Annotated in this window: 23 protein-coding genes; 14 read left to right on the top strand and 9 right to left on the bottom strand. The window is 70.9% G+C overall.

Going from position 1 to position 22,468, the window contains the following annotated elements; genetic code table 11:
• The first annotated feature begins 78 nt into the window (after positions 1-78).
• The 6 genes from ACQEV2_RS03130 to ACQEV2_RS03105 all read left to right on the top strand — a co-directional run bounded on the left by ACQEV2_RS03130 (position 79) and on the right by ACQEV2_RS03105 (position 5,703).
• Entirely contained in the window at positions 79-897 is an 819-nt protein-coding gene (locus tag ACQEV2_RS03130) for an SDR family oxidoreductase (protein ID WP_433036272.1), read from the top strand.
• The gene (locus ACQEV2_RS03125; RefSeq protein WP_433036270.1) at positions 894-1,706 is read left to right on the top strand and encodes an enoyl-CoA hydratase-related protein; all 813 of its coding nucleotides are present in this window, start codon (positions 894-896) and stop codon (positions 1,704-1,706) included. Before ACQEV2_RS03130 ends, ACQEV2_RS03125 begins: the two co-directional genes overlap by 4 nt.
• A complete protein-coding gene (locus tag ACQEV2_RS03120) occupies positions 1,693-2,922 on the top strand; it encodes an acyl-CoA dehydrogenase family protein (protein WP_433036268.1) in 1,230 nt (409 codons plus the stop codon). Before ACQEV2_RS03125 ends, ACQEV2_RS03120 begins: the two co-directional genes overlap by 14 nt.
• Before the next feature lies 1 nt (position 2,923).
• A complete protein-coding gene (locus ACQEV2_RS03115) occupies positions 2,924-3,706 on the top strand; it encodes an SDR family oxidoreductase (RefSeq protein ID WP_433036266.1) in 783 nt (260 codons plus the stop codon).
• Positions 3,699-4,733: a phosphotransferase family protein gene (locus tag ACQEV2_RS03110; RefSeq protein WP_433036264.1), complete on the top strand. Its 1,035-nt coding sequence runs from the start codon at positions 3,699-3,701 to the stop codon at positions 4,731-4,733. The genes ACQEV2_RS03115 and ACQEV2_RS03110 overlap by 8 nt, the downstream gene beginning before the upstream one ends.
• Positions 4,734-4,905: 172 nt before the next feature.
• Positions 4,906-5,703, top strand: a complete 798-nt coding sequence (locus tag ACQEV2_RS03105; protein WP_433036262.1) for an SDR family oxidoreductase — start codon at positions 4,906-4,908, stop codon at positions 5,701-5,703.
• Positions 5,704-5,818: 115 nt separating this feature from the next.
• Here the strand turns inward: ACQEV2_RS03105 and ACQEV2_RS03100 are convergent, their stop codons facing one another.
• The 5 genes from ACQEV2_RS03100 to ACQEV2_RS03080 form a co-directional block, all read right to left on the bottom strand.
• A complete protein-coding gene (locus ACQEV2_RS03100) occupies positions 5,819-6,868 on the bottom strand; it encodes an NADP-dependent oxidoreductase (RefSeq protein WP_433036260.1) in 1,050 nt (349 codons plus the stop codon).
• A 53-nt stretch (positions 6,869-6,921) separates the two neighbouring features.
• The gene (locus ACQEV2_RS03095) at positions 6,922-8,241 is read right to left on the bottom strand and encodes an aldehyde dehydrogenase family protein (protein ID WP_433036258.1); all 1,320 of its coding nucleotides are present in this window, start codon (positions 8,239-8,241) and stop codon (positions 6,922-6,924) included.
• 92 nt (positions 8,242-8,333) lie between these two features.
• Positions 8,334-9,038: a type 1 glutamine amidotransferase domain-containing protein gene (locus tag ACQEV2_RS03090; protein ID WP_433036256.1), complete on the bottom strand. Its 705-nt coding sequence runs from the start codon at positions 9,036-9,038 to the stop codon at positions 8,334-8,336.
• Between the two features lie 97 nt (positions 9,039-9,135).
• Positions 9,136-10,062, bottom strand: coding sequence for an NADP-dependent oxidoreductase (locus ACQEV2_RS03085; protein WP_433036254.1), 927 nt, complete (start codon positions 10,060-10,062; stop codon positions 9,136-9,138).
• A gap of 61 nt (positions 10,063-10,123) precedes the next feature.
• On the bottom strand, positions 10,124-11,521 hold the full coding sequence (locus tag ACQEV2_RS03080) for an MFS transporter (protein ID WP_433036252.1): 1,398 nt from the start codon (positions 11,519-11,521) through the stop codon (positions 10,124-10,126).
• 263 nt (positions 11,522-11,784) lie between these two features.
• On the opposite strand from ACQEV2_RS03080, the gene ACQEV2_RS03075 reads away from it, so the two are divergent.
• From ACQEV2_RS03075 to ACQEV2_RS03065, 3 genes are all read left to right on the top strand, one after another.
• Positions 11,785-12,252: a MarR family winged helix-turn-helix transcriptional regulator gene (locus tag ACQEV2_RS03075; protein ID WP_433036250.1), complete on the top strand. Its 468-nt coding sequence runs from the start codon at positions 11,785-11,787 to the stop codon at positions 12,250-12,252.
• A 289-nt stretch (positions 12,253-12,541) separates the two neighbouring features.
• Positions 12,542-13,138: an AMP-binding protein gene (locus tag ACQEV2_RS03070; RefSeq protein WP_433036248.1), complete on the top strand. Its 597-nt coding sequence runs from the start codon at positions 12,542-12,544 to the stop codon at positions 13,136-13,138.
• A gap of 375 nt (positions 13,139-13,513) precedes the next feature.
• Positions 13,514-13,681, top strand: coding sequence for a hypothetical protein (locus tag ACQEV2_RS03065; RefSeq protein WP_433036246.1), 168 nt, complete (start codon positions 13,514-13,516; stop codon positions 13,679-13,681).
• Positions 13,682-13,851: 170 nt separating this feature from the next.
• Here the strand turns inward: ACQEV2_RS03065 and ACQEV2_RS03060 are convergent, their stop codons facing one another.
• Both ACQEV2_RS03060 and ACQEV2_RS03055 read right to left on the bottom strand, forming a co-directional pair.
• The gene (locus ACQEV2_RS03060) at positions 13,852-14,517 is read right to left on the bottom strand and encodes a TetR/AcrR family transcriptional regulator (protein WP_433036244.1); all 666 of its coding nucleotides are present in this window, start codon (positions 14,515-14,517) and stop codon (positions 13,852-13,854) included.
• A complete protein-coding gene (locus ACQEV2_RS03055) occupies positions 14,514-15,809 on the bottom strand; it encodes a PucR family transcriptional regulator (RefSeq protein WP_433036242.1) in 1,296 nt (431 codons plus the stop codon). The genes ACQEV2_RS03060 and ACQEV2_RS03055 overlap by 4 nt, the downstream gene beginning before the upstream one ends.
• A gap of 188 nt (positions 15,810-15,997) precedes the next feature.
• Here ACQEV2_RS03055 and ACQEV2_RS03050 point away from each other — a divergent pair, with 188 nt between their 5' ends.
• Genes ACQEV2_RS03050 through ACQEV2_RS03030 form a run of 5 tightly spaced genes read left to right on the top strand, consistent with a single transcriptional unit; the run spans position 15,998 to position 20,928 of the window.
• Positions 15,998-16,756: an ABC transporter ATP-binding protein gene (locus ACQEV2_RS03050; protein ID WP_433036240.1), complete on the top strand. Its 759-nt coding sequence runs from the start codon at positions 15,998-16,000 to the stop codon at positions 16,754-16,756.
• Entirely contained in the window at positions 16,753-17,577 is an 825-nt protein-coding gene (locus tag ACQEV2_RS03045) for an ABC transporter ATP-binding protein (protein WP_433036238.1), read from the top strand. The genes ACQEV2_RS03050 and ACQEV2_RS03045 overlap by 4 nt, the downstream gene beginning before the upstream one ends.
• Positions 17,578-17,582: 5 nt before the next feature.
• Entirely contained in the window at positions 17,583-18,464 is an 882-nt protein-coding gene (locus tag ACQEV2_RS03040) for a branched-chain amino acid ABC transporter permease (protein ID WP_433036236.1), read from the top strand.
• Positions 18,461-19,645 (top strand): branched-chain amino acid ABC transporter permease, encoded by a 1,185-nt coding sequence (locus ACQEV2_RS03035; RefSeq protein WP_433036234.1) that lies wholly within the window; start codon positions 18,461-18,463, stop codon positions 19,643-19,645. The genes ACQEV2_RS03040 and ACQEV2_RS03035 overlap by 4 nt, the downstream gene beginning before the upstream one ends.
• 5 nt (positions 19,646-19,650) lie before the next feature.
• Positions 19,651-20,928: an ABC transporter substrate-binding protein gene (locus tag ACQEV2_RS03030; RefSeq protein ID WP_433036232.1), complete on the top strand. Its 1,278-nt coding sequence runs from the start codon at positions 19,651-19,653 to the stop codon at positions 20,926-20,928.
• A gap of 85 nt (positions 20,929-21,013) precedes the next feature.
• Here the strand turns inward: ACQEV2_RS03030 and ACQEV2_RS03025 are convergent, their stop codons facing one another.
• Positions 21,014-21,823: an SDR family NAD(P)-dependent oxidoreductase gene (locus ACQEV2_RS03025; protein ID WP_433036230.1), complete on the bottom strand. Its 810-nt coding sequence runs from the start codon at positions 21,821-21,823 to the stop codon at positions 21,014-21,016.
• Positions 21,816-22,466, bottom strand: coding sequence for a carboxymuconolactone decarboxylase family protein (locus tag ACQEV2_RS03020; protein ID WP_433036228.1), 651 nt, complete (start codon positions 22,464-22,466; stop codon positions 21,816-21,818). Before ACQEV2_RS03020 ends, ACQEV2_RS03025 begins: the two co-directional genes overlap by 8 nt.
• Positions 22,467-22,468 lie beyond the last annotated feature (2 nt).

Raw genomic sequence — 22,468 nt, 5'->3', positions numbered from 1 at the left:
AGGCAACTCTTGAACGTGACGTCGGATTCAACTATACAGGTGGGACGCACGCACGCCCCGTCGACGGAGAGGGTTGCCGTGAACGTTGCACAAAGAGTCGCCGTCGTCACCGGTGGGGGTGGCGGCATCGGCAGCGCGCTGGTCGCGCGGCTCGCTCGCGAGGGTGCCCGGGTCGTCGTCGCGGATCTCGACGCGGAGGCCGCGCGGGCGGTGTCGGATTCAGTCAACGCCCACCATCCGGGAAGCACCGTCAGCACCGGCGCGGACGTGTCGGACACCGCCCGGATCGAGGAGCTGATCGACCTGGCGGAGACCGCGTTCGGCCCGGTCGACTTCTACTTCGCCAACGCGGGCATCGCCGGGGCACCCGGTCTCGACGCGACCGAGCAGGACTGGGATCTCTCGATCGACGTGAACCTGCGCGCCCATATCCGTGCGGCCAAGCTGCTGCTGCCGCGCTGGCTCGAGCGCGGTGAGGGCTACTTCGTCAGCACCGCCTCCGCGGCCGGCCTGCTCACCCAGATCGGCTCCGCCACCTACGCGGTCACCAAGCACGCGGCCGTCGCCTTCGCGGAATGGCTGAGCGTCACCTACGGCGATCGCGGGGTCCGGGTCAGCTGTCTGTGCCCGATGGGCGTGAACACCAGGATGCTGTCCTCCGGGGAGGACTCCGGGGACGTGCTGGGAAGGGCGGCGACGCGGGCCGTCACGTCCGCGGGCGACGTCCTGGAGCCGGCCGAAGTCGCCGACGCCGTCCTGGCCGCGATCGAGGACGAGCGCTTCCTGATCCTGCCGCACCAAGACGTTCTCGAGATGTACCGCCAGAAGGGCTCGGACTACGACCGGTGGCTGCGCGGAATGCGCAGGTACCAGAGCTCCCTGCTGGCGCAGACATGACCGGCGCGCCGGGCGAGCTCGTCCTCGCCGACCACCGAGGGCCGGTGCTGGTGCTCACGTTCAACCGGCCCGCCAAGCTGAACGCCTGGACCGACGAACTCGAGGACCGTTACTTCGGCCTGCTCGACGCCGCCGAAGACGACCCGGACGTACGCGCCGTCGTGGTCACCGGCGCGGGACGCGGATTCTGCGCCGGAGCCGACCTGCAACGGCTGCAGGCGATCGGCGAGGTCTCCGAGGCCGACAGGGCACCGCGCCGCCCGCGGGACCTGCCGCTGACCCTGCGCAAACCGCTGATCGGAGCGATCAACGGGGTGGCCGCCGGCCTGGGCATGGTGGAGGCGCTCTACTGCGACCTTCGCTTCGGCTCGCCCTCGGCCCGGTTCACCACGGCATTCGCGCAGCGCGGGCTGATCGCCGAGTACGGGATCTCCTGGCTGTTGCCCCGGCTGGTGGGGCACAGCCGGGCCGCGGACCTGTTGCTGTCGAGTCGCATGGTGGATGCCGAGGAGGCCTTCCGTATCGGACTCCTCGACCATCTGGTCCCCACCGGCAGCGTGGTGGATGCCGCTGTCGCGTACGCCGCCGAGCTGGCAGGGCGCTGCTCCCCGGCATCCATGGCGGCCATCAAGAGCCAACTGAGCAACGACGCGGACGGCACCTACGCCGATTCCGTTACCCGGGCGGAAGGCCTCATGCTCCAGGCCTTCCGCGGGTCCGATGTCGTCGAGGGCGTGGCCAGTCACCTGGACAAGCGCCCGCCCAACTTTCCCTCCCTACCCGTCAGGAGTTCGGATGTCCCTGTTTGAGATGTCGGACCGCGCCAAGAAGTACAAGGCGGATCTGCTCGAGTTCATGGATGCGCACATCTACCCGGCCGAGGAGGTCTACCACAAGCAGATGCGCGCGTCGGGTGACCCGCACTTTCACCCGCCGATCCTCGAGGAGCTCAAGGCGGAGGCGCGCAGGCGTGGACTGTGGAACCTCTTCCACCCGCACCCGGAGTGGGGCCCCGGTCTGACGAACCTCGAGTACGCGCCGCTGGCGGAGATCATGGGCCGCAGCCACATCGCCTCCGAGGCGTGCAACTGCAACGCGCCCGACACCGGCAACATGGAGGTGCTCACGCTGTTCGGCACCGACGAGCACAAGGAGAAGTACCTCAAGCCCCTGCTCGACGGAACGATGGCCTCGGCGTTCGCGATGACCGAGCCGCGTGTCGCCAGCTCCGACGCCACCAACATCGAGCTGCGGATGGAGCGCGACGGCGACGAGTACGTGCTCAACGGCCGCAAGTGGTTCGCCTCGAACGCGATGCACAAGAACTGCAAGGTGCTCATCGTGATGGGCAAGACCGACCCCACGGCGGCCCCCCATCGCCAGCAGTCGATGATGGTCGTCCCGATCGACGCCCCCGGGGTCACCGTGGTCCGCAACCTCCCGGTGTTCGGGTACGCGGACCGTGAGGGCCATGCGGAGATCATCTTCGAGAATGTCCGGGTGCCTGCCAAGGACCTCCTCAAGGGCGAGGGTGAGGGTTTCGCGATCAGCCAGGCCCGGCTCGGTCCCGGTCGTATCCACCACTGCATGCGGGCCATCGGCGCGGCCGAGCGGGCGCTGGAACTGATGTGCCGGCGCGCACAGTCACGGGTGACCTTCGGCAGTCCGGTCGCCGAACGGTCCAACATCCAGGACTGGATCGCGGAGGCGCGGATCGACATCGAGATGATCCGCCTGCTCACGCTCAAGGCCGCGTACCTGATGGACACGGTCGGCAACAAGGAAGCGCGCACCGAGATCGCGGCCATCAAGGTGGCCGCCCCCAATATCGCGTTGAAGATCGTCGACCGCGCGATCCAGGTGCACGGGGGAGCGGGAGTGACCGACGACTTCCCTTTGGCGATGATGTACGCGGGTCTGCGGACGTTGCGGCTGGCGGACGGTCCCGACGAGGTGCACAAGCGGGCCATCGCCAAGCAGGAACTGCGGCAGTACCGGGACGCGGCGACGGCGGCGGTGAGCTGAGATGGCTGGACTCGATCTCACCGGTCGCACCGCCGTCGTCACCGGTGCCTCGCGCGGCATCGGGCTGGCGATCGCCCAGGCCATCGCGGAGGCCGGCGGAAACGTCGTCCTCACCTCCCGCACCCAGGAGGCGGCGGACGCCGCCGCGGCCCAGGTCAAGGGCACAGCGATCGGCGTCGGTGCGCACGCGGTCGACGAAGAGGCGGCCCGGCGCTGTGTGGATCTGACGCTCGAGCGCTTCGGCAGCCTGGACATCCTCGTCAACAACGCGGGGACCAACCCGGCCTACGGGCCGGTCATCGACCAGGACCACGGCCGGTTCGCGAAGACCTTCGACGTGAACCTGTGGGCGCCCGTCCTGTGGACGGGGCTGGCAACGCGGGCCTGGATGGGCGAGCACGGCGGGGCTGTCGTCAATACCGCGTCGGTGGGCGGTATGGCCTCCGAGGCGAACATCGGGCTGTACAACGCCTCGAAGGCCGCACTGATCCATCTCACCAGGCAACTGGCCCTGGAACTCTCGCCGAAGGTCCGCGTCAACGCGGTGGCCCCGGGTGTGGTGCGCACGAAGCTGGCCGAGGCTCTGTGGAAGGAGCACGAGCAGGCCGTGTCCGCCTCGATGGCGCTGGGCCGCATCGGAGAGCCTGCCGACATCGCCTCCGCGGTCGCCTTCCTCGTCTCGGACGCCGCGAGCTGGATCACCGGCGAGACCATGGTGATCGACGGCGGGCAACTGCTCGGTGACGCAGTCGCGTTCAGGCAGGGAGCCGGCACCGGTGTCTGACGCGGACATCGTCGGAATCGACGCCGAGGCGGTGAGCCGCTGGTTCGAGACCCTCGGCGTCGATTTCGCCGGGCCGCCTGTCTTCGACCGGATCGGGCTCGGCCAGTCGAACCTGACCTACCTGGTGGGAGACCAGGCCGGCCGCAGATGGGTGCTGCGGCGCCCACCGCTGGGTCGCCTGCTGGCCTCGGCGCACGACGTGGCCCGCGAGGCGCGGATTCTCAGCGCCCTTGAGGGCACCGCCGTCCCGACCCCGCGGGTGCTCGGGCTGACCGATGATCCCGCCGTGACCGACGTCCCGCTGCTGCTCATGGAGTTCGTGGACGGCCAGGTCGTCGACCGGATGTCGATCGCGCGGTCGCTGACGCCCAAGCGCCGCCGGGCGATCGGGTTGTCGTTGCCGCGGACGCTGGCGAAGATCCACGCGGTCGATCTCGAGGCGACCGGGCTGACCGGCCTGGCCGGCCACAAGCCGTATGCGCAGCGTCAGCTCAAGCGGTGGTCGGCCCAGTGGGAGAGGTCCAGGACCCGCGAGTTGCCCGCCCTCGAGGATCTCACCCGGCGCCTTGGCGCGGCCGTCCCGGAGCAGCGCGAACTGACGCTCGTGCACGGCGACTTCCATCTGCGCAACGTCATCACCTCCTACGACACCGGGGAGGTGACCGCGGTGCTCGACTGGGAACTGTCGACGCTGGGGGACCCGTTGGCGGACATGGGCAGCCTGCTGGCCTACTGGCCGGCCAAGGGTGAGAACACCTCAGGCGACTTCGCAGCGACCGCTCTCGACGGCTTCCCGACCCGCGAGGAACTCGTGGCGGCCTACTCGGCGGCGTCGGGACGCGACCTGACGGCGCTGGGCTACTGGCACACGATGGGCCTGTGGAAGGTCGCGATCATCGCGGAGGGCGTGATGCGCCGTGCGAGGGACGAACCGCGGAACAAGGCCGCGTCCGGGACTCCGACCGCGGAACGCATCGACGCACTGGTGGCGAAGGCCCACGAAGTCGCGGACACGGCAGGTATCTGACCTGCTCGTCCGCCTACGGGACTTGGGCGTTCACGCCCACGGATTGGCACTCACGCCTACAGAAAGGGGCGGTGATGAAGCAAGCAGTCCTCGTATCGACGGCGCGTACGCCGATCGGGAAGGCATGCGTCGGCGGCGGCACGGGCGCGGCAGCACTGATCGGGGTGATGTCGTGAACCCCGCCGCACTGTTCGACGTCAGCGGAAAGACCGTGGTGGTGACCGGCGGTTCACGTGGCATCGGGCTGATGATCGCGCAGGGCTTCGTGGCGGCCGGGGCCACGGTGATCATCAGTTCCCGCAAGGCCGAGGCTTGCGAAAAGGCGGCAGCTCAGTTGTCCGCACTGACGTCCGCCGGCGCCGGAACCTGTCTGGCGCACCCGGCGGACCTGTCCACCGCCGAGGGCCTCGAGAGCCTGGCCGAGCGGGTCGCGGAGGTCGCGCCACGGCTGAACGTCCTGGTCAACAATGCGGGAGCCGCCTGGGGCGCGCCGATCGGTGAGTTCCCCGACTCGGCCTTCGACAAGGTGCTGAACGTCAACGTCAAGGCCGTCTTCTCGCTGACACAACGGCTGCTGCCGCAGTTGCGGGCGGCCGCCACCGCGGAGGACCCCGCGCGAGTGATCAACATCGGGTCGATCGACGGGCTCGTGGTCTCCGCGTCCGACAACTTCTCCTACGTCGCGAGCAAGGCGGCGGTGCACATGCTGACCCGCAAGACGGCCGCCACGCTGGCGAGTGAGCACATCACCGTCAACGCCCTTGCGCCGGGCCCGTTCCCGACCAAGATGATGGCGCACGTCCTGGACGACCCCGAGTTGCGGGACACCGTGGTCGAACGGGTGCCCCTCGGCCGCGTCGGCACCCCCGAGGACATCGCGGGTCCGGCGATCTTCCTCGCCTCCCGCGCGGGCGCCTACCTGACCGGCACGGTGATCCCCGTGGACGGCGGGATCTCCGGGACGCGCTGACCGGCCGCGGGCGAAGGTCACCGCGCCCCGAGCGCCCCCTTGGTCGCAGCCGGGCCACCGCGCCGCGCGGGCTGATCGGAGTGCGGACCGAGGTGTGCGGTCCGCACTCCGATGGTCAGTCGCCGACTGCGGCCTGTGCCGGAAGGGTGACGACCATCTTGCCGGTGTTGTCGCCGCGGAGCATGCCGAGGAATGCCTCGACGTTGTTCTCGATGCCTTCCACGACGGTCTCCTCGTAGTGGAGCTTCCCGTCGCGGATCCAGCCGCCGACCTCCTCCACGAACTGCTGTTGCAGATCGTTGTGGTCGGAGACCAGCAGACCGCGCAGAGTGAGGCGCTTGCCGATGGCGAGCGCGAGGTTGCGCGGGCCGGGGACCGGCTCGGTGGCGTTGTACTGGGCGATGGCTCCGCACAGCGCTGCCCTGCCGTGCACGGTGAGGGCGCCGATCGCCGCCTCGAGGTGGTCGCCGCCGACGTTGTCGAAGTAGACGTCGATGCCGTCGGGAGCCGCCGTCTTGAGCTGCTCGGCCACGGGCCCGTCCTTGTAGTTGAAGGCGGCGTCGAAGCCGTACTTCTCAAGGAGCAGTTGGACCTTGTCGTCCGAGCCGGCGCTGCCGATGACCCGCTTGGCGCCCTTGAGCCGGGCGATCTGCCCGACCTGGCTGCCGACCGCGCCGGCCGCGCCGGAGACGAAGACCGTGTCGTCCTCGCGGAACTCCGCGACGCGCAGCAGGCCCGCATAGGCGGTCAGTCCGGGCATGCCGAGGACACCGAGGTATGTGCTCAGCGGGGCGTTCCCGGCGTCGACCTTCACGGCGTGCGCCGCGTCGAGGAGCGCGTACTCCCGCCAGCCGAGGCCGTGCAGGACGTGATCACCCACGGCGAGGGAGCCGGCGGAGGAGTCATCGCCCACGGCGACGACGACGCCGACCGCGCCCCCGTCCATCGGCTGGTTCAGCCGGAAGGGCGGGACGTAGGACTTCACGTCGTTCATCCGGCCGCGCATGTACGGGTCGACCGACAGATGCAGGTTGCGTACGAGGACCTGACCGGATCCGGGCTCGGCGACAGGAACCTCGCGCAGAGCGAAGTCCTGCGGCCGGGGCACACCGTTCGGGCGGGCGACCAGGTGCCATTCGCGGCTGGTGGTGGGGAGAGCGCTCATGGTGGGAATGTCACTTTCCGCCGTGCTCACGCACGGCTGGGGGAGGAGGTGGATCAGCCGAGGGGCTTGGCGAGGACGGCTTTGCGGTGGCTGAAGGTCTCGATGGAGTAGCGGCCGTGGTAGCTGCCCATGCCGCTTTCGCCGACGCCCCCGAACGGCAGGTCGGAGATGGTGAGATGGGCCAGCGGCAGGCCGAACCCGAGGCCGCCGGAGGAGGTTTCGGCGGCGAGCCGCTCCCGGGTGGTGTCGGAGTCGGTGAACGCGTACAGGGCCAGCGGCTTGTCGCGGTCGTTGATGAAGTCGATGGCCTCGTCGAGCCCGGCCACCTCGACGATGGGGAGGATCGGGCCGAAGATCTCCTCCTGCATGACGGGCGCGTCCGGTGACACCTCGGCCAGGACGGTCGGCGCGATGTACTTCGTCTCACGGTCGTGCGCGCCGCCGGTGACCTGACGGCCGGAGTCCAGGAGAGCGGTCAGCCGGTCGAAGTGGCGCTCGTTGACGATACGGCCGTACTCCGGGGAGGCGGCGGGGTCGGATCCGTACAGCCCCTCGACGGCCTTGGCCAGGGCGGCTTCCAGAGCGCGTGCGGTCTCGGGGTCGGTGAGGACGTAGTCGGGCGCGACGCAGGTCTGCCCGGCGTTGAGGAACTTCCCGGCCGCGAGGCGGGCGGCGACGGTGTCCAAGGCGGTGCCCCGGTCCACGAACACCGGGGACTTGCCGCCCAGTTCGAGGGTGACGGGTGTGAGGTGCCGGGCGGCCGCGGCCATCACGATGCGGCCGACCGCGCCGTTGCCGGTGTAGAGGATGTGGTCGAAGCGCTGCTCGAGCAGGGCTGTGGTCTCCGGGACCCCGCCTTCGACCACGGCGACCGCGTCGGTGTCGAGGTACTGCGGCACGAGCCGGGCCAGGGCGGCGGACGTGGCCGGCGCCAGCTCGCTGGGCTTGGCGACCACCGCGTTGCCCGCGGCCAGGGCACCGGCCACCGGGGCGAGCAGCAGCTGCGCCGGGTAGTTCCAGGGGGCGATGACCAGTACGACGCCCAGCGGGTCGTACTGCGTCCAGGCGCTGGCCTCCCCGATGAACGCGGGCACCGGGGCCGGTTCGGGGCGCAGCCAGCCGTCGAGATGCTCCAGGGTGTGGTCGATCTCGCGGATGACGAAGTCGATCTCTGTGCGGTACGCCTCGGTGGAGCTCTTTCCCAGGTCGGCGCGGAGGGCCGCGGTGATCTCCGCACCGTGCTCGGTCAGCAGGGCGCGCATCCGGTTCAGTTGCCCGGTACGCCAGGACACGGGCTTGGTGGTGCCGGCGCGGAAGGTGGCGCGCAGCCGGGCGACGAGGTCGGCGGGCTGCTCGGGCGCGGGGTTGTTCATGATTCCCTCACAGGTGCGGTACGTGGACGGGGACGGCTGGGGCGATGTCGCCGCGCCGCGGGGCAGCCCGGGCGTCGGCGTCGACAGGCGGATCAGCCGCGGTTGAGGATGTCGATGAGGTTCCGGGCGAGCTGCCCGGAGGAGGCGGGGTTCTGACCGGTGTGCAGATTGCGGTCCGCCACGACGTGCTCGCTGAACGGGGCCGCGGCCCGGAAGTCGGCCCCCAGTTCCACCAGGCGGTCCTGGAGCAGCCACTTGGCCTTGTCGGCGAAGCCGGCCGCGGTCTCCTCGGTGTTGGTGAAGCCGGTCATGCGGTAACCGGCGAACGGCCAGCTGCCGTCCTCGCGCCGGGCCGCCAGCAGGGCCGCCGGAGCGTGGCACAGCACCGCGAGCGGCTTGCCGGAGTCCAGTGCCGCAGTGAGCAGGCGGCCGGAGGCGGCGTCCACGGCGAGGTCCTCCATGGGGCCGTGGCCACCGGGGTAGAGGACGGCGGCGTACGCGCCGAGGTCGACCTCTTCGAGCTTGACCGGGTTCTCCAGGTCGGCGCGGAGGAAAGCCAGGTACGCGGCGATGGCGTCGGCCTGCTCCTTGCCGCCGGTGGACGCGGCGGCGAGGCTGACGGCGTCGACGGTCGGAGCCACGCCGCCGGGTGTGGCGATGGTGACATCGAATCCGGCCTCGCTCAGCAGCCGGTGCGGTGTGGCGAGTTCCTCGGCCCAGTAGCCGGTGGGGTGCAGGGTGCCGTCGGCGAGCGTCCAGTGGTCGGCGCCGGTGACGACGAACAGAACTGCGGTCACAGCATTCTCCCTTGACAAGGGCGCGCGGGTCGCGCGGTGACGGGGGCTTGTTGTCCGGCAGGGTGCCCGTGGACGTGGTGGGGCGGCGAGCGGTGGCTCAGGCGACAGCGACGATGACCTTGCCGCGGGTGTGGCCCTCGCGGTTGAGACGCTGGGCGTCGGCAGCCTGCTCGAGGGGGAACACGGCGGCCACGTCCACTCGCAGCTCCCCGCGCTCGGCGAGCTCGGCGAGAGCCTCCAGGTCCCGGGCGTCGGGTCGCACGAAGACGTACCCGCCACCGAGGCCGAGCACGGCGCCGTCCACAGCCGAGGCCAGGCGGCCGCCCTCGGCGAGCAGCCCCGGAGAGACCTTCAAGGCGTCCCCGCCGACGAGGTCGAGGACGGCATCCACGCCCTGCGGCGCGAGGGCGTGGACACGGTCGTCGAGGCCCTCGCCGTAAGCGACCGGCTCCGCGCCCAGCCCACGCAGGTAGGAGTGGTTGTACTCGCTGGCGGTCCCGATGACCCGGGCGCCGAGCGACCTGGCGATCTGTACGGCCAGGGAGCCGACGCCACCCGCCGCGGCGTGCACCAGCACGGTGTCGCCCGCCCGCACCCGCAGGGATCGCGTCAGTGCCTGGTATGCGGTCAGGCCGGCCAGCGGGAGGCCGGCGGCCTCCTCGAAGGAGAGGTTGGCGGGCTTGCGGGCGAGCGTACGGATCGGGGCGGCGACATACTCGGCGAAGGTCCCGCGGGACACGAAGTCCTCACGGACGTAGCCGATCACCTCGTCACCCGGAGCGAACTCCGTGACCCCGACACCGGTCTCCTCGACGACGCCCGCCACGTCCCAGCCGGGGATGACGGGGAAGACGGCGTCCATGACGGCATCCAGGTATCCCGCCTGGATCTTCCAGTCGACCGGGTTGACGGACGCCGCCTTCACCCGGACCAGCACGGTGTCCACGCCGAGCTTCGGGTTCGGCACGTCGCCGTACTCCAGGACGTCCGGGCCGCCGTAGGAGCGGTAGGTGATGGCTTTCATGGTGGCAACTCCCTGGGGCAGTGGTGCAGTGGTGCAGTGGTGCGGATACGAGGGGGGCTGGTCAGACAGCGGTGGTGGCAGCGGCCGGCTCCGAGGCGGGCAGGTGTTCCGTACGGGGCGCCTGCTGCTCGCGCTTGAGGCCGACCAGCGAGAGGGCCAGGACGAAGGCGAAGGCGACACCCGCAAGGGTGAAGCTCAGGGTGAACTGGCTCTCCGCGGGCAACGGGGGCACTCCGGCCGGAAGGTTCTCGATGGTCCGGGAGGCGAGCAGCGAGGTGATCAGCGCGCTGCCGATCGAGCTGCCGACGGACCGGGAGATGGAGTTGATGCCGTTGGCGATGCCGGTCTGGTGGGGTGGCACCCCCGCGACGATGAGGGCGGGCATCGCGGCGTAGCCGAGGCTGATGGCTGTTCCGACCACCATTCCGGCGCCGATGACCGAGGGGGTCGAGGAGTGTGCGGCAGCCAGCCACACGAAGCCGGCGACGCCCATCGTCGCGCTGAGGGCGAGGGTGAGGCGTGGGCCGATCCTGCGGATCAGCAGGCCACCGAACTGGGACGCGACGAGGGACGCGATCGTACTGGGCAGCAGGTACTCGACGGAGGCGCGGAGAACGGAGGCGCCGAAGCCGTAGCCCGCGACGTCCCTCGGCACCTGCGCCAGGTAGGAGACGCCGAGGAACTGGGCGAACATCCCGAATCCCACGAAGAGGCCCGCGAGGTTGCTGAAGAGCACCGGGCGGTGGAGGAACATCCTCATGTCGACCATGGGTTCGCGGACGCGGCTCTCGGTGAAGCTCCACACGCCGGCCATGAGGACCGCTCCGGCGAAGCTGCCCAGCGTACGGGCGGAGGTCCAGCCCCACTCGTGACCCTGGGAGATCGGCAACAGCAGGAGAACCAGGAAGAGGCCGAGGGTGAGGGCGCCGAGTAGGTCGGTGCGTCCGCCGGTCTTGGTGCGGCTCGCCGGTACGAGGAGGGCAACGGCGAGCAGGGTGACCACCGCGAGACCGGTGGCCAGCCAGAAGACCCGGTGGTAGTCGGCGTCGTCGCCGCGGGTCAGCAGGCCGGTGGTGACCAGGGCGAAGCCGCTGCCGAACGCCAGCGTGCCGCTCACCAGTGCCATCGCCCCCGGCAGACGGCGGGCGGGGACCTCCTCGCGGAGCACCGACAGAGCGAGCGGGAAGATCGCGGTGGCGGCGCCCTGCAGCACGCGGCCGACGATCAGCCAGAGCAGCGAGTCGGTCGTCGCGGCCAGGACAGAGCCGACGATCATCACCGCCAGCACGCCGATGAGGGTCGGCTTCTTGCCGTGCTGGTCGCCGAAGCGGCCGAGCAGCGGGGTGAAGACGGCTGCCGAGAGCAGGGTCGCGGTGGTGACCCAGCTGACCTCGGCGGAGCCGGCGCCGAGGCTGCTCTGGATCAGGCCGAGGATCGGCACCACCAGTGTCTGCATCATCGACACGATCATCGCGGCGAGGCTCAGGGCAAGGACGACTGCGGTCTCGCCTCGGTGTCGGCCGTGCGGCGGAGCAAGGGGCTGTGACACGGGTGTTCTCTCCGGTGCGGTGGAGTGCGTGGCGGGGGCGGGGCGTCGTGGCGGGAACTCGACGAAGAGGGCTCGCCGGCGAGTTAGATGCTTGATGCAGCCAAGCAATGAGCGAGACGGTAAACCTCAAAGGTTGAGGAAGTCAAACATTGAGCTTCGCCTACACTTGAGGCATGGCCCACACCCCCGCCCCGCCCGCCGACCGCTCCGCCGCGCAGGACAGCGACCCTGCCCACGACGCACTCATGGAGCGCTTGGCGCGCGCTGCTGCCGGCTACTACCGGGACCTGACAGCGGCGGCCGCCCTGCACGGGCTCACCATGACGCAGGCCAAGATGCTCATCCTGCTCCGGCAGCAACCGCTGCCCATGCGCGCCCTCGCAGGACGGCTCGCCTGCGATGCCTCCAACATCACCGGACTCGTCGACCGGCTGGAGGCGCGTGGACTGGTCTCCCGGCAGGCCGACGCGGCCGACCGGCGGATCAAGAACGTGGTCGCCACGGAAGAGGGCAGGGAGGCGGTCCGCCTCATCCGCGCCGACATGCGGGCCACATCGGAGGCCTTCGCGCGTCTGGACGAGGAGGGTCGCCGCAGTCTCTACGAGCTGCTGGGGCGCCTGCATCCGGAGGAGACCGCCTGATGGTGAGGGCGGCAACCGGGCGTGCAGTGCCGTGAGGCGGCTGAGGAACATGCCGAGGGCGAGTCTGCGGATGTCGGCCCATGAGGGTCCCGGGTGCCGCCGACATCGGGCGCTTGCCGAGCGTCGGCATGGCGAACCGGGAGCCCTGGTCGTGCTCGCCGAGACGGCCTGAGTCGCGCACGGGGCAGCCGGTCGCGTTTGTGCTGCTCGGGTGGCGGCCGACCGGAGCCGTCGTACTCCTCGGCAACCGTCAGCCCCGGAGAGCCTAGGTCGCCCGGCAGATGCCGGCGTGGCGGCACTGGGGCTGCGGGAGGGCGATGTGGTCGCGGTGCTCCTGCACAACGATCCCGTCTACGTGGACATCATTCTCGCCTGCCGCATCGGCGGGTTCTCCTACTGCCCTCTCAACTGGCATTTCTCGCCTGCCGAAATCGGCTACATCATCGAGGACTGCGCCGCCCGGGCGGTGACCGGCCACGCCGATCTGCTCCATGCGGCACGCGCCGTGCTGCCCGACGGCATCACCACACTCGCCGTCGCGGGAGAGGCAGGCGGAGAAACCGTCGAGTACGAGAACTGGCTCGCGCAGCAGCCCGATTACAGTGGCCCGGTCGTCGCACCGCGCGGGCACACGGCCTACACCTCGGGCACGACCGGACGGCCCAAGGGCGTGGTTCGCGCTCCCATACCCCTGGGGGACCTGGAGCTGTACCGAAGGCGGTCCCTCGAGGTGATGGAGGTCTGTTTCGGGGTGCGGGCCGGCTGCCGTGCCCTCGTGCCGGCTCCGCTCTACCACAGCGCGCCGAGCGGTTTCGCGCAGTGGACGAGCCAGCCGACACCCTCGTCATCGCGCCTCGCTTCGACGCCGAGCAGACGCTCGCCCTGATCGAACGCCACCGCATCGACACCTTGTACTGCGTCCCGACCATGTACGTACGCCTGCTGGGATGCGCTCGGCCGGGGGTACGCGCCTGCGCTCGGCCGGGAGTACATTCCAGTGCCGGTCGGCAACAATCAGCCCGTCCGGCGTTTGAGGACGAGGCCCGTTCAGGGCCGAGCGGGGGTCCGGGGGCGCAGCCCCCGGGATGGGACGGGTAAGGGCGGCGGGGGCGAGATCACTCGCCAGAAACCACACACAATCCCTTACGCCCCCCCTCCGCTTGATCACCCTCGGCGACATGGGGTACCTCGACGCGGACGGTTACCTCTACATCTGCGATCGCGCGGTGGACATGGTGATCTCCGGCGGAGTGAACATCTAGTGATCGACCCGGAGGAGCTCGGCCGGGCCCTGCGCGCCACGCTCGCCGGATTCAAGGTCCCACGGAACATCGAGATCGTCGACGACCTGCCGCGGGACGACAACGGCAAGATCGCCAAGCATCGCATCCGTGCGCACTACGCAGATGCCGGGGCACGAACGGCCTGACGGGCGCCTCCTGCGCCGCCCGGCCGGGCAAACCGCGGCATGGAGCCGCTGTCGCCCTGGCGCAGCACTCGAGCGCCGGGCATCCGGGACGGTGAGGTGTCGCCGGGCCGCGGCCGGCAGGTTCGCTGCGGGGCCTGGTGAGGCCCCCATCGAACCGACCGCGGCGCGTTTCAGCCGGGCGGTGCCGACAAATGGACCAGGATGCCGCACACCTCGTCCACGATCTCCCGCGCCTCCGTCTCGTCCCCGCAGTCGCCCAGTTCGCGTGCCGCCCCGCCGATGACGGTGGTCAGCACGCTCACCCGGACCCGGCCGGCGCGTCGCCGCTCGTCCACCTTCAGGAGCCGGGCGTTGCGCCGTACCCATGCGCGGTCCCACTGGCGGCGCAGCGCGTCGAAGCCGGCCGGGGCGTCGTCGTCCACGAGGAGTCTGCCGAGGCGCCGGTTGTCCCAGACGCCCTCGAGGTACGCCGTGGCTCCCGCCACGAAGAGGGCGATGGGGTCGTCCACGCCACGGCCGCGCTCGGCGGTCAGCGTGGCCGCGGTACGGCGCTCCTGCTCCTCCCGGAACTCCTCCCAGAGGGCGAGAAAGAGCCCCCGCTTTCCGCCGTAGTGCTGGAACAGGCTGCCCACCGGGATGCCGGAGCGCGCCGCGATCTCACTGAGGCCGGCGTCGGTGTAGCCGCGCTCGGTGAACACCTCCAGCGCGGCGTCCAGCAGCGCGCGCCGCACGGTTCGGTCCTGGCCGCCGTCGCCCTCCGGCGGGCCCGACTTCCCCTGCGACTCCGGCAGTTGACCTCCCGCCTCGGTCCCAGTGGATTCAACGATGCCGCTCACCGGCCATCCTCACCTTCCCCGGCCCCGTCGCGGATGGCGAGGGCGACCAGCAGTTCCAGGAGGTCGGCGATCCGGCGCGGATTGCGGCCGGTGCGTTCCTCGATCCGGCGCAACCGGTAGTGCGCCGTGTTGTGGTGGATCCGCAGCCGGTCGGCGGCCAGCCGCAGGTTGAGATCCGCCTCCGCGAAGGCCCGTACGGTGGCGGCCAGCGTGTCGCCACGTCTGCGGTCCTCCTCCAGCAGCGCCCGCACCCGGCAATCGACCAGCTGGCGGGCGAGATCGTCGGCGCGCAGCGCCAGATAGTCGAACGGGGACAGCCGCGGCAGCGCCGCCACCCCGCCCCCGCTCGGCACCAGGTCCAGGGCGGCCCGCGCCTCCGCGTAGGCGCGCGGCAGCTCGGCAGCGCCCTGTGCGACGGTGCTGATGCCCATGGAGAGCATGGTTCCCGCCCGCGCGAGCCGCCGCTGCACGGCCTCGAAGTGGGCGCAGATGTCCTCCGCGTTCATGCCGGCCCTGACCACGGGCACGGTCACCACCTCGCCGTGGCGTACGACGACCAGGGTTCGGCCGGCCCAGGGCCCGGCGACGCTGATCGACGCGCTGGTGGCGTACCCGTGCTCGACCGAGGTGAGGTCCCCGGTGCCGGTGTTGTCGACGCACACCGCCACGACCGCCATCATCGGCGAGCGCGGTCCGATGCCGTACGCCTGCGCCGCCGCGAACAGCGGACCGCGCGTCGGTGCCACGCCCGCGAGCAGCTGGTCCAGGAGATCCCGGCGCTCCCGGTCCGCGTCCGCCACCACGTGCTGCTGGTACTCGACGTAGGCCTGCGCGGCATGGGTGCTGGCGTAGTCGACGTACCGCATCAGCGGAGTGACGAGGGACAGCGCGGCCTGCTGGGCCTCGGCGGAGGTGCCCGCGCAGTCCAGCAGCGCGTCCCACAGCACCTGCCGGCCGACCCGGAAGGCACTGATCCAGTCCTCCAGGGCGAACCCCGCCCTGGCTCTGCGCATGGCTGCCGCGCGGCTGAACACCAGGTCCTCGGGGGCGATGTCCCGGTCGCCGGCGAGCGCCGCCAGCTGCATCCGGTAGTGCTCGAGCACCTGCTCGCGTACGTCGTCGAAGAACCGCTCGTCCTGCAGCGCGTACGACGGGATCTCCGTGCGCATCACCTCGACGGCGGTCCCCGCCACCTCCTCGATCCGCTCGTGGACGGTGTGCAGGATCCGCCGCCGCTCCCGGCGGAGCGGTTCGGAGAGTCGGGGGGTTCCCGGAGCGGGACCGCGAGGCATGGCGCCGATCGTCGCCGCCCGACTCGTGCTCCGTCAACAGGCTCGGGGTGAGACATCGGCGGGTACCTGTGCGCGGCGCACAGTCCGGCGACCCGGAAGTTGGGTGCTCACACCCAATGTGCGCTCCGAACACCCCCACCTACTGTGACGCTCGCCCACCCCCCAGCACGTCGGAAAGGGCGTCACTCATGCTCGCGGTCGACGGTATCAGCGTGCGCTTCGGCGGGATCACGGCCTTGGACGGTGTCGCGTTCACCGTCGAGCCCGGCACCGCCGTAGGGCTCATCGGACCGAACGGAGCCGGCAAGACCACCTTGTTCAACTGCCTCACCAGGCGCTGCACCCCCGACGGGGGAACCGTGCGGTTCGAGGACGAGGACCTGCTCGCCCTTCCGCCGCACGCCGTGGCCGGGCGCGGCATCGCCCGCACCTTCCAGAACCTCGGCCTGTTCCCGCGGCTCACGGTCCGGGAGAACGTCATGGTCGGCGCCCACAGCCGGGGGCGCACCGGACACCTCGCCGCGGCGCTCCGGCTGCCCCGCGTCCGGCGAGAGGAGAGGGAACTACGTGACCAGGCAGACGACCTGCTACGGCGACTCGGCCTGGCGGACGTCGCCGACCATCCCGCCTCCGGGCTGCCGTTCGGCACGCTCAAACGCGTCGAACTCGCCCGGGCGCTCGCGGTACGGCCGCGGCTGCTGCTGCTCGACGAACCCGTCAACGGGCTCAGCCACGGCGAGGTCGGCCACTTCGCGGATCTGGTCCGGTCGGTGCGCGAGGACTTCGACCTCACCCTCGTGGTCGTCGAACACCACATGGGCTTCGTGATGGGCCTGTGCGACAAGGTGGTCTGTCTCGACTTCGGCCGCAAGATCGCCGAGGGCTCGCCCGAGGAGATCCAGCGCGACGCGGCGGTCATCGAGGCGTACCTGGGGGTGGCCGCATGAGCGAGCCCACCGAAGCCACCGAAGCCACCGAAGCCACCGAAGCCACCGAAGCCGCGGAGGCCGCGGAGCCTGCGGAGCAGCCGGACTTCCTGAAGGTCTCCGACCTGCACGCCGGATACGGCCAGGCCCGCGTACTCCAAGGCCTCGACTTCTCCGTCGCCCGCGGCGAGGTGTGCGCGATCCTCGGGCCCAACGGCGCGGGCAAGACCACGACGCTGCGGGCACTGTGCGGCATGGTCCGCGGCCGTGGCTCGATCACCTTGAACGGTACGCAGCTGCTGGGCCGCTCGCCCGAGCAGGCCGCCCGGCTCGGCGTGGCGCACGTACCCGAGGGCCGGGGCACCTTCAACGACCTGACCGTCGAGGAGAACCTGCGCATCGGCGCCCACCTGCGGGGCCGTTCTCAGCGTGCGGCCGTGGCGGCCGACCTGGAGCGGATCTACGGCTACTTCCCCAAGCTGCGCCAGCGCTCGCGTCAGGCCGCCGGCAGCCTCAGCGGCGGGGAGCAGCAGATGCTCGCCATCGGCAGGGCGCTGATGCTGCGGCCCTCGCTGCTGCTCCTGGACGAACCGTCACTGGGGCTCGCCCCGCTGGTCACCCGCGAACTGTTCGAGATCGTCCGTGCCGTCAACGAGGAGGAACGCACCACCGTGGTCGTCGTCGAGCAGAACGCCCAGCTCGCGCTGGACATCGCGCACCGGGCGCACGTACTGGAGGCCGGCCGCCTGGTGCTGTCCGGACCGGCCGCACAGATCCGCGAGGACGGGCAGGTCGCCGAGGTGTACCTCGGTGTCTCCGTCAGCGCACGCAAGGCCGGGTGAGCGCCGTGACCGAACTTCTCCAGCAAGTGGTGGAAGGGCTGGGCTCCGGCGCGGTGTACGCCAGCCTGGCGCTGGCCCTGGTGCTGATCTACCGGTTCACGGGGATCGTCAACTTCGCGCAGGGCGAGCTGGCCATGATCTCCACCTACGTCGCCTGGCAGCTGGTGGCGTCCGGGATGCCGTTCTGGCTGGCGCTGCCGGTCACCCTCGCGGTGTCCTTCGCCGGCGGCATGCTGGTCGAGCGGATCGTCATCCGCCCCGTGCAGGGCGCGCCCGAGCTGACGGTCGTCATCGTCACGGTCGGCCTGTTCATCTTCGTCAACGCGCTGGCCGGCCTGATCTGGTCGTTCACGGTGAAGGACTTCCCGCAGCCGTTCCCCGACGGCGGGCTCGACCTGGCCGGGGTGCGGGTGGACTGGTCGACGCTCGGGATCATCGGCGTGGTGGCGGTCGTGATGGGCCTGCTGTACCTGCTGTTCCAGCACACCTCCGTCGGCCTGGTGATGCGGGCGGTCGCCTGCAACCCGGCCTCCGCCCGGCTGTCGGGCATCCGGGTGAGCCGGGTGCTGATGCTCGGCTGGGGGCTGGCCGCGACGGTCGGTGCCGTGTCGGGCGTGCTCGTCGCCCCGCTGCTGTTCCTGGAGCCCAACATGATGGGCGGAGTGCTGATCTACGCGTTCGCCGCGGCCACCCTCGGAGGCTTCGACAGCCCGGTCGGCGCGGTCGTCGGCGGCCTGTTCGTGGGTGTCGCCGAGACCCTGACCGGGGCGTACGTCGATGTCGTCGGCGCCGATCTGAAGGTGGGCGTCCCCTTGGTGATCATCCTGGCGGTGCTGCTGGTGCGGCCCCAGGGCCTGTTCGGTCGAGCGGCGGTGGAACGCGCATGAGCACGATCATCGCAACCCTCGGCACCGACCGAGCCCGGCGCCTGCGGGCCGCGCTCACCGTCCTGCTCGCGGTGGCGGTCGCCGTCGGCGCACCGTTCTACTTCGCCCCCTTCCAGGTCTTCCAGCTGACGATGGTGCTGCTGTACGCCGTGGCGCTGGCGGGACTGAACCTGCTGGTCGGCTTCGGCGGGCAGATCTCGCTCGGGCACGGCGCGTTCTTCGCGGCGGGCGCCTACACGGCGGCGGTCATGCTCGACCGGTACGACACCGGCCACCTGGCCACCCTGCCGGTCGCGGCCGCCGGATGCTTCCTGCTGGGCCTGGCGTTCGGAGTGCCCGCGCTGCGGCTGCGCGGCCTGTACCTGGCCCTGGTCACCCTCGCGTTCGCGGTGTTCCTGCCGCCCCTGCTCAAGCGGCTCGAACCGGTGACGGGCGGCTCCATGGGCCTGACCGTGGACAAACTGCAGCCGCCCGCGTGGAGCGGGCTGGCCGAGGACCAGTGGCTGTACCTCGTCGTCCTCGCCGTCGCCGCGGTGGCCCTGCTGCTCGCCCGCAACCTGCTGCGGTCCCGGGTCGGCCGGGCCCTGCTCGCCGTGCGGGACAACGAGAGCGCCGCCGAGGTCATGGGCGTACGGCTGTCGCTGCACAAGACCCTCGCCTTCGCGTGGAGCGCGCTGTTCGCGGGCGTCGCCGGCTGTCTGTACACCTGGGTGATCGGCTTCGTCTCGCCCGACTCCTTCAGCTTCGTCCTGTCCATCACGCTGCTGGCCGGCCTGGTGGTCGGAGGGCTCGGCTCGCTGTACGGGCCGCTGCTGGGGGCGGCGTTCGTGATGTACGTCCCGAGCGTGTCCCAGGACCTCAGCGAGGCGGCACCGGGCGTGGTCTTCGGTCTGCTGATCATCACGGTGATGTTCGTGGCCCCGACGGGACTGGCCGGTCTGCCGGGCCGCGCCTGGGCCGTTGCCGCCCGTCGCCTGCCCCGCCCCGCAGCCACCACCGACCGCACGCCCGAGGCCGGCTCCGCGCCTGACGCGGAGCCGGAGTCCCCGGACGAATCCGCGCCCGGTGAACGGCCCGCGTCTCCGGCCGCATCCGAATCCTCCGCGACGGACACCCCCGCGGATCCCGCAGTTGCCGATGCCGAACCCGTGGGCGCACCGCCCCGCACCGAAAAGGAATGACTCACATGCGCAAGACCACCGCTGTGCGGGCGGCCGCGGCCGTGACCGCCGCCCTGCTCACCGCGTCCGCCTGCAGCAGCCAGCGAGGACAGGACTCCAAGGACACCGCCGCCGACGGCGCGTGCAAGGGCCAGCAGACCACCGGCATCACCGACAAGACCATCAAGCTGGGCGGGATCTACCCGCTGTCGGGACCTGCCTCCGCGTACGGCACGATCAGCAAGGGCGTGGCCGCCTACTTCGACCACGTCAACGACAAGGGCGGCATAGACGGCCGCAAGGTCGAGTTCGTCGTCCGTGACGACGGCTACCAGCCGCCCAAGGCGGTCGAGGAGGCCCGCAGACTGGTCGAGCGGGAGAAGGTCTTCGCCGTGTTCCAGAGCCTGGGCACCCCGTCCACGGCAGCCGTCTGGGACTACCTCAACCAGCAGAAGGTGCCGCAGCCCTTCGTCGCCACGGGCGCCTCCGTCTGGGGCACGGACGACAAGCACCCGTGGACCATCGGCTGGCAGCCCAACTACGTCTCCGAGGCGCGGGTGTACGCCAAGTACCTCAAGGACGAGAAGCCGAAGGCCAAGGTCGCGGTCCTCTTCCAGAACGACGACTTCGGCAAGGACCTGCTCGGCGGGTTCAAGGAGGCCGTCGCGGGCAGCGGCATCAAGGTGGTCGCCGAGGAGAGCTACGAGGTCACCGACCCCTCCGTCTCGGCGCAGATGACGAGCCTCGCGCGGTCGAAAGCGGACGTGCTGCTCAACATCACCACACCCAAGTTCGGCAGCCAGGCCCTCGCCGCCGACGCCAAGAACACCAAGTGGAACCCGCTGCACATCGTCAACAACGTGTCCTCGTCGGCCGCCGTACTCAAGCCCGTCGGGTTCAAGAACGTCCAGGGCGTGGTCTCGGCGACGTACTTCAAGGACCCCGCCGACCCGCAGTGGGCCGACGACCCGGAGATGAAGACGTACACGGAGGCGCTGGACAAGTACGCGTCCGACTCCGACCCGACGAACCAGTTCAACGCGTACGGCTGGGCCGCCGCCTCCAGCCTGCACAAGGCGCTGGACGCGATGAAGTGCCCGACCAGGGAGGGGCTGCGGGACGCGGTGCGCGACCTGAACGACGTGAAGGTGGACATGCTGCTGCCCGGGGTCACCCTCGCCACCGGGTCCGACGACGCCTTCCCGATCGAGACGATGCAGCTGATGCGGTTCAAGGGCGAGCGGTGGCAGCTGTTCGGCAAGCCGGTGGACACCCGTGAGGAGTTCGGTCCAGTGGCGAAGTGAGCCGGCGGGGGCGGTCCCGGTCGATGCCCGACCCGTGGGGACCGCCCCCGTCCTGTCCTTACCGTGCGGACAGGCGCCCTCGTGCTCAGACGGCGTTCAACCCTCCGTCCACCACCAGGCTCTGCCCGGTGATGTAGGAGGCGCGGTCGGAGAGCAGGAAGGCGACGGCGTCGGCCACCTCCCAGGCGGTGCCCTGGCGCCCGAGCGGTATGCGGGTGAACGAGGTGGAACGCGACGCCCGCCGGGCCGAGGCGTCGCGGCCCATCGGGGTGTCGATCAGGCCCGGGACGACCAGGTTGGCGCGGACGCCGCGCGGCGCGCCCTCCTTGGCTACATGGCGGGTGAGACCGAACAGGCCCGCCTTGGAACTGTCGTAGGCGGGAGAGTCGGTGGCCGCGCGCAGCCCGGCCACGGAACCGACGAAGACGATCGATCCTCCGTCGGCGATCACGGGCAGTGCGTACTTGGCGGCGAGGAAGGGGGCGCCCAGATTGAGGGAGAGCACGCGTTCCCACTGCTGCGGTGAGGTCTCCGCCAGGCCCGCGCCGAGGCCGATGCCGACGTTGACGACGAGCGCGTCGAGCGAGCCCAGTCCACGGAGGGCTTCGGCGACGACGGCCGAGGACTGGCCGGGGTCCGTGGCGTCACCGACGACGGCAAGGCCGCGGGCGCCCTCCTCACCGACCAGGGCGGCGGTGGCCGCCGCGGCGGAGGGGGAGACATCGGCGCAGGCCACGGACGCTCCCTCGCGGGCGGCGAGCACGGCCACCGCCCGCCCGTTGCCCACCGGGGCCTTCGGGTCGTCGCTGGGGCGGGTGCCCGCTCCGATGACCAGGACGTTGCGGCCGGTCAACAGGCCGGCCGGGTGGGTCGCGGGGTGCCGGAGCTCAGGCATCGCCGTCCGCTCCCTCCGCCGCGTCCGCGCCGGCCCCGGTGGGCGCGGGCAGGGTTTCCGACTCGAAGTCGGGCTCGAGCGGGGTACCGGCGGAGTTCAGGAAGAACGCGACCATGTGGTACTGACCGACGAGCATGGTGATTTCGATCAGCTGTGCCTCGTCGTGGTGGGCGGCGAGTGCGGACCAGGTGTCCGCGGACAGCCGTGCGTCCCGGTGGAGTTCGTCGGCGGCGCGCAGCAGAAGGGCGTCGGCCGGCGTCCATCCCCGGTCGTCCGGGCCCGCGCCGATCCGCCGTATCTCCTCGTCGGTGACCCCGGCAGCCCGGGCCAGCGGTACATGCCGTCCCCATTCGTAGGCGGCCCGGGTGTGGCACGCGGTGCGCAGGATGAGCAGTTCCCGGGTCCGGTCCGGAAGACGGCCGTCGCGCAGCAGATGGCTGCCGAACGGCAGGAAGTGCCGGAAGAGGCCGGGGTGGCGTGCCAAGGTGGTGAAGACGTTGGCGAGGTGGCCGTCGGCGTCCCGGGGGATCCGGGCGAGCAGTTCCCGGGTGGACGGGTCCCAGCCGTCCTCGGGCAGCGGCGCGAGGCGCGGGCCGGTGTCCGGGGCGGCGGGGTGAGGGCGGTGATGGTGCTCGTCGGTCATGG

It is taken from the genome of Streptomyces sp. CA-251387 (assembly GCF_050936625.1).
Classification (GTDB): Bacteria; Actinomycetota; Actinomycetes; order Streptomycetales; family Streptomycetaceae; genus Streptomyces.
The sequence above is the reverse complement of the archived record's forward strand: the minus strand, read 5'-3'. Positions and strand labels throughout refer to the sequence as shown.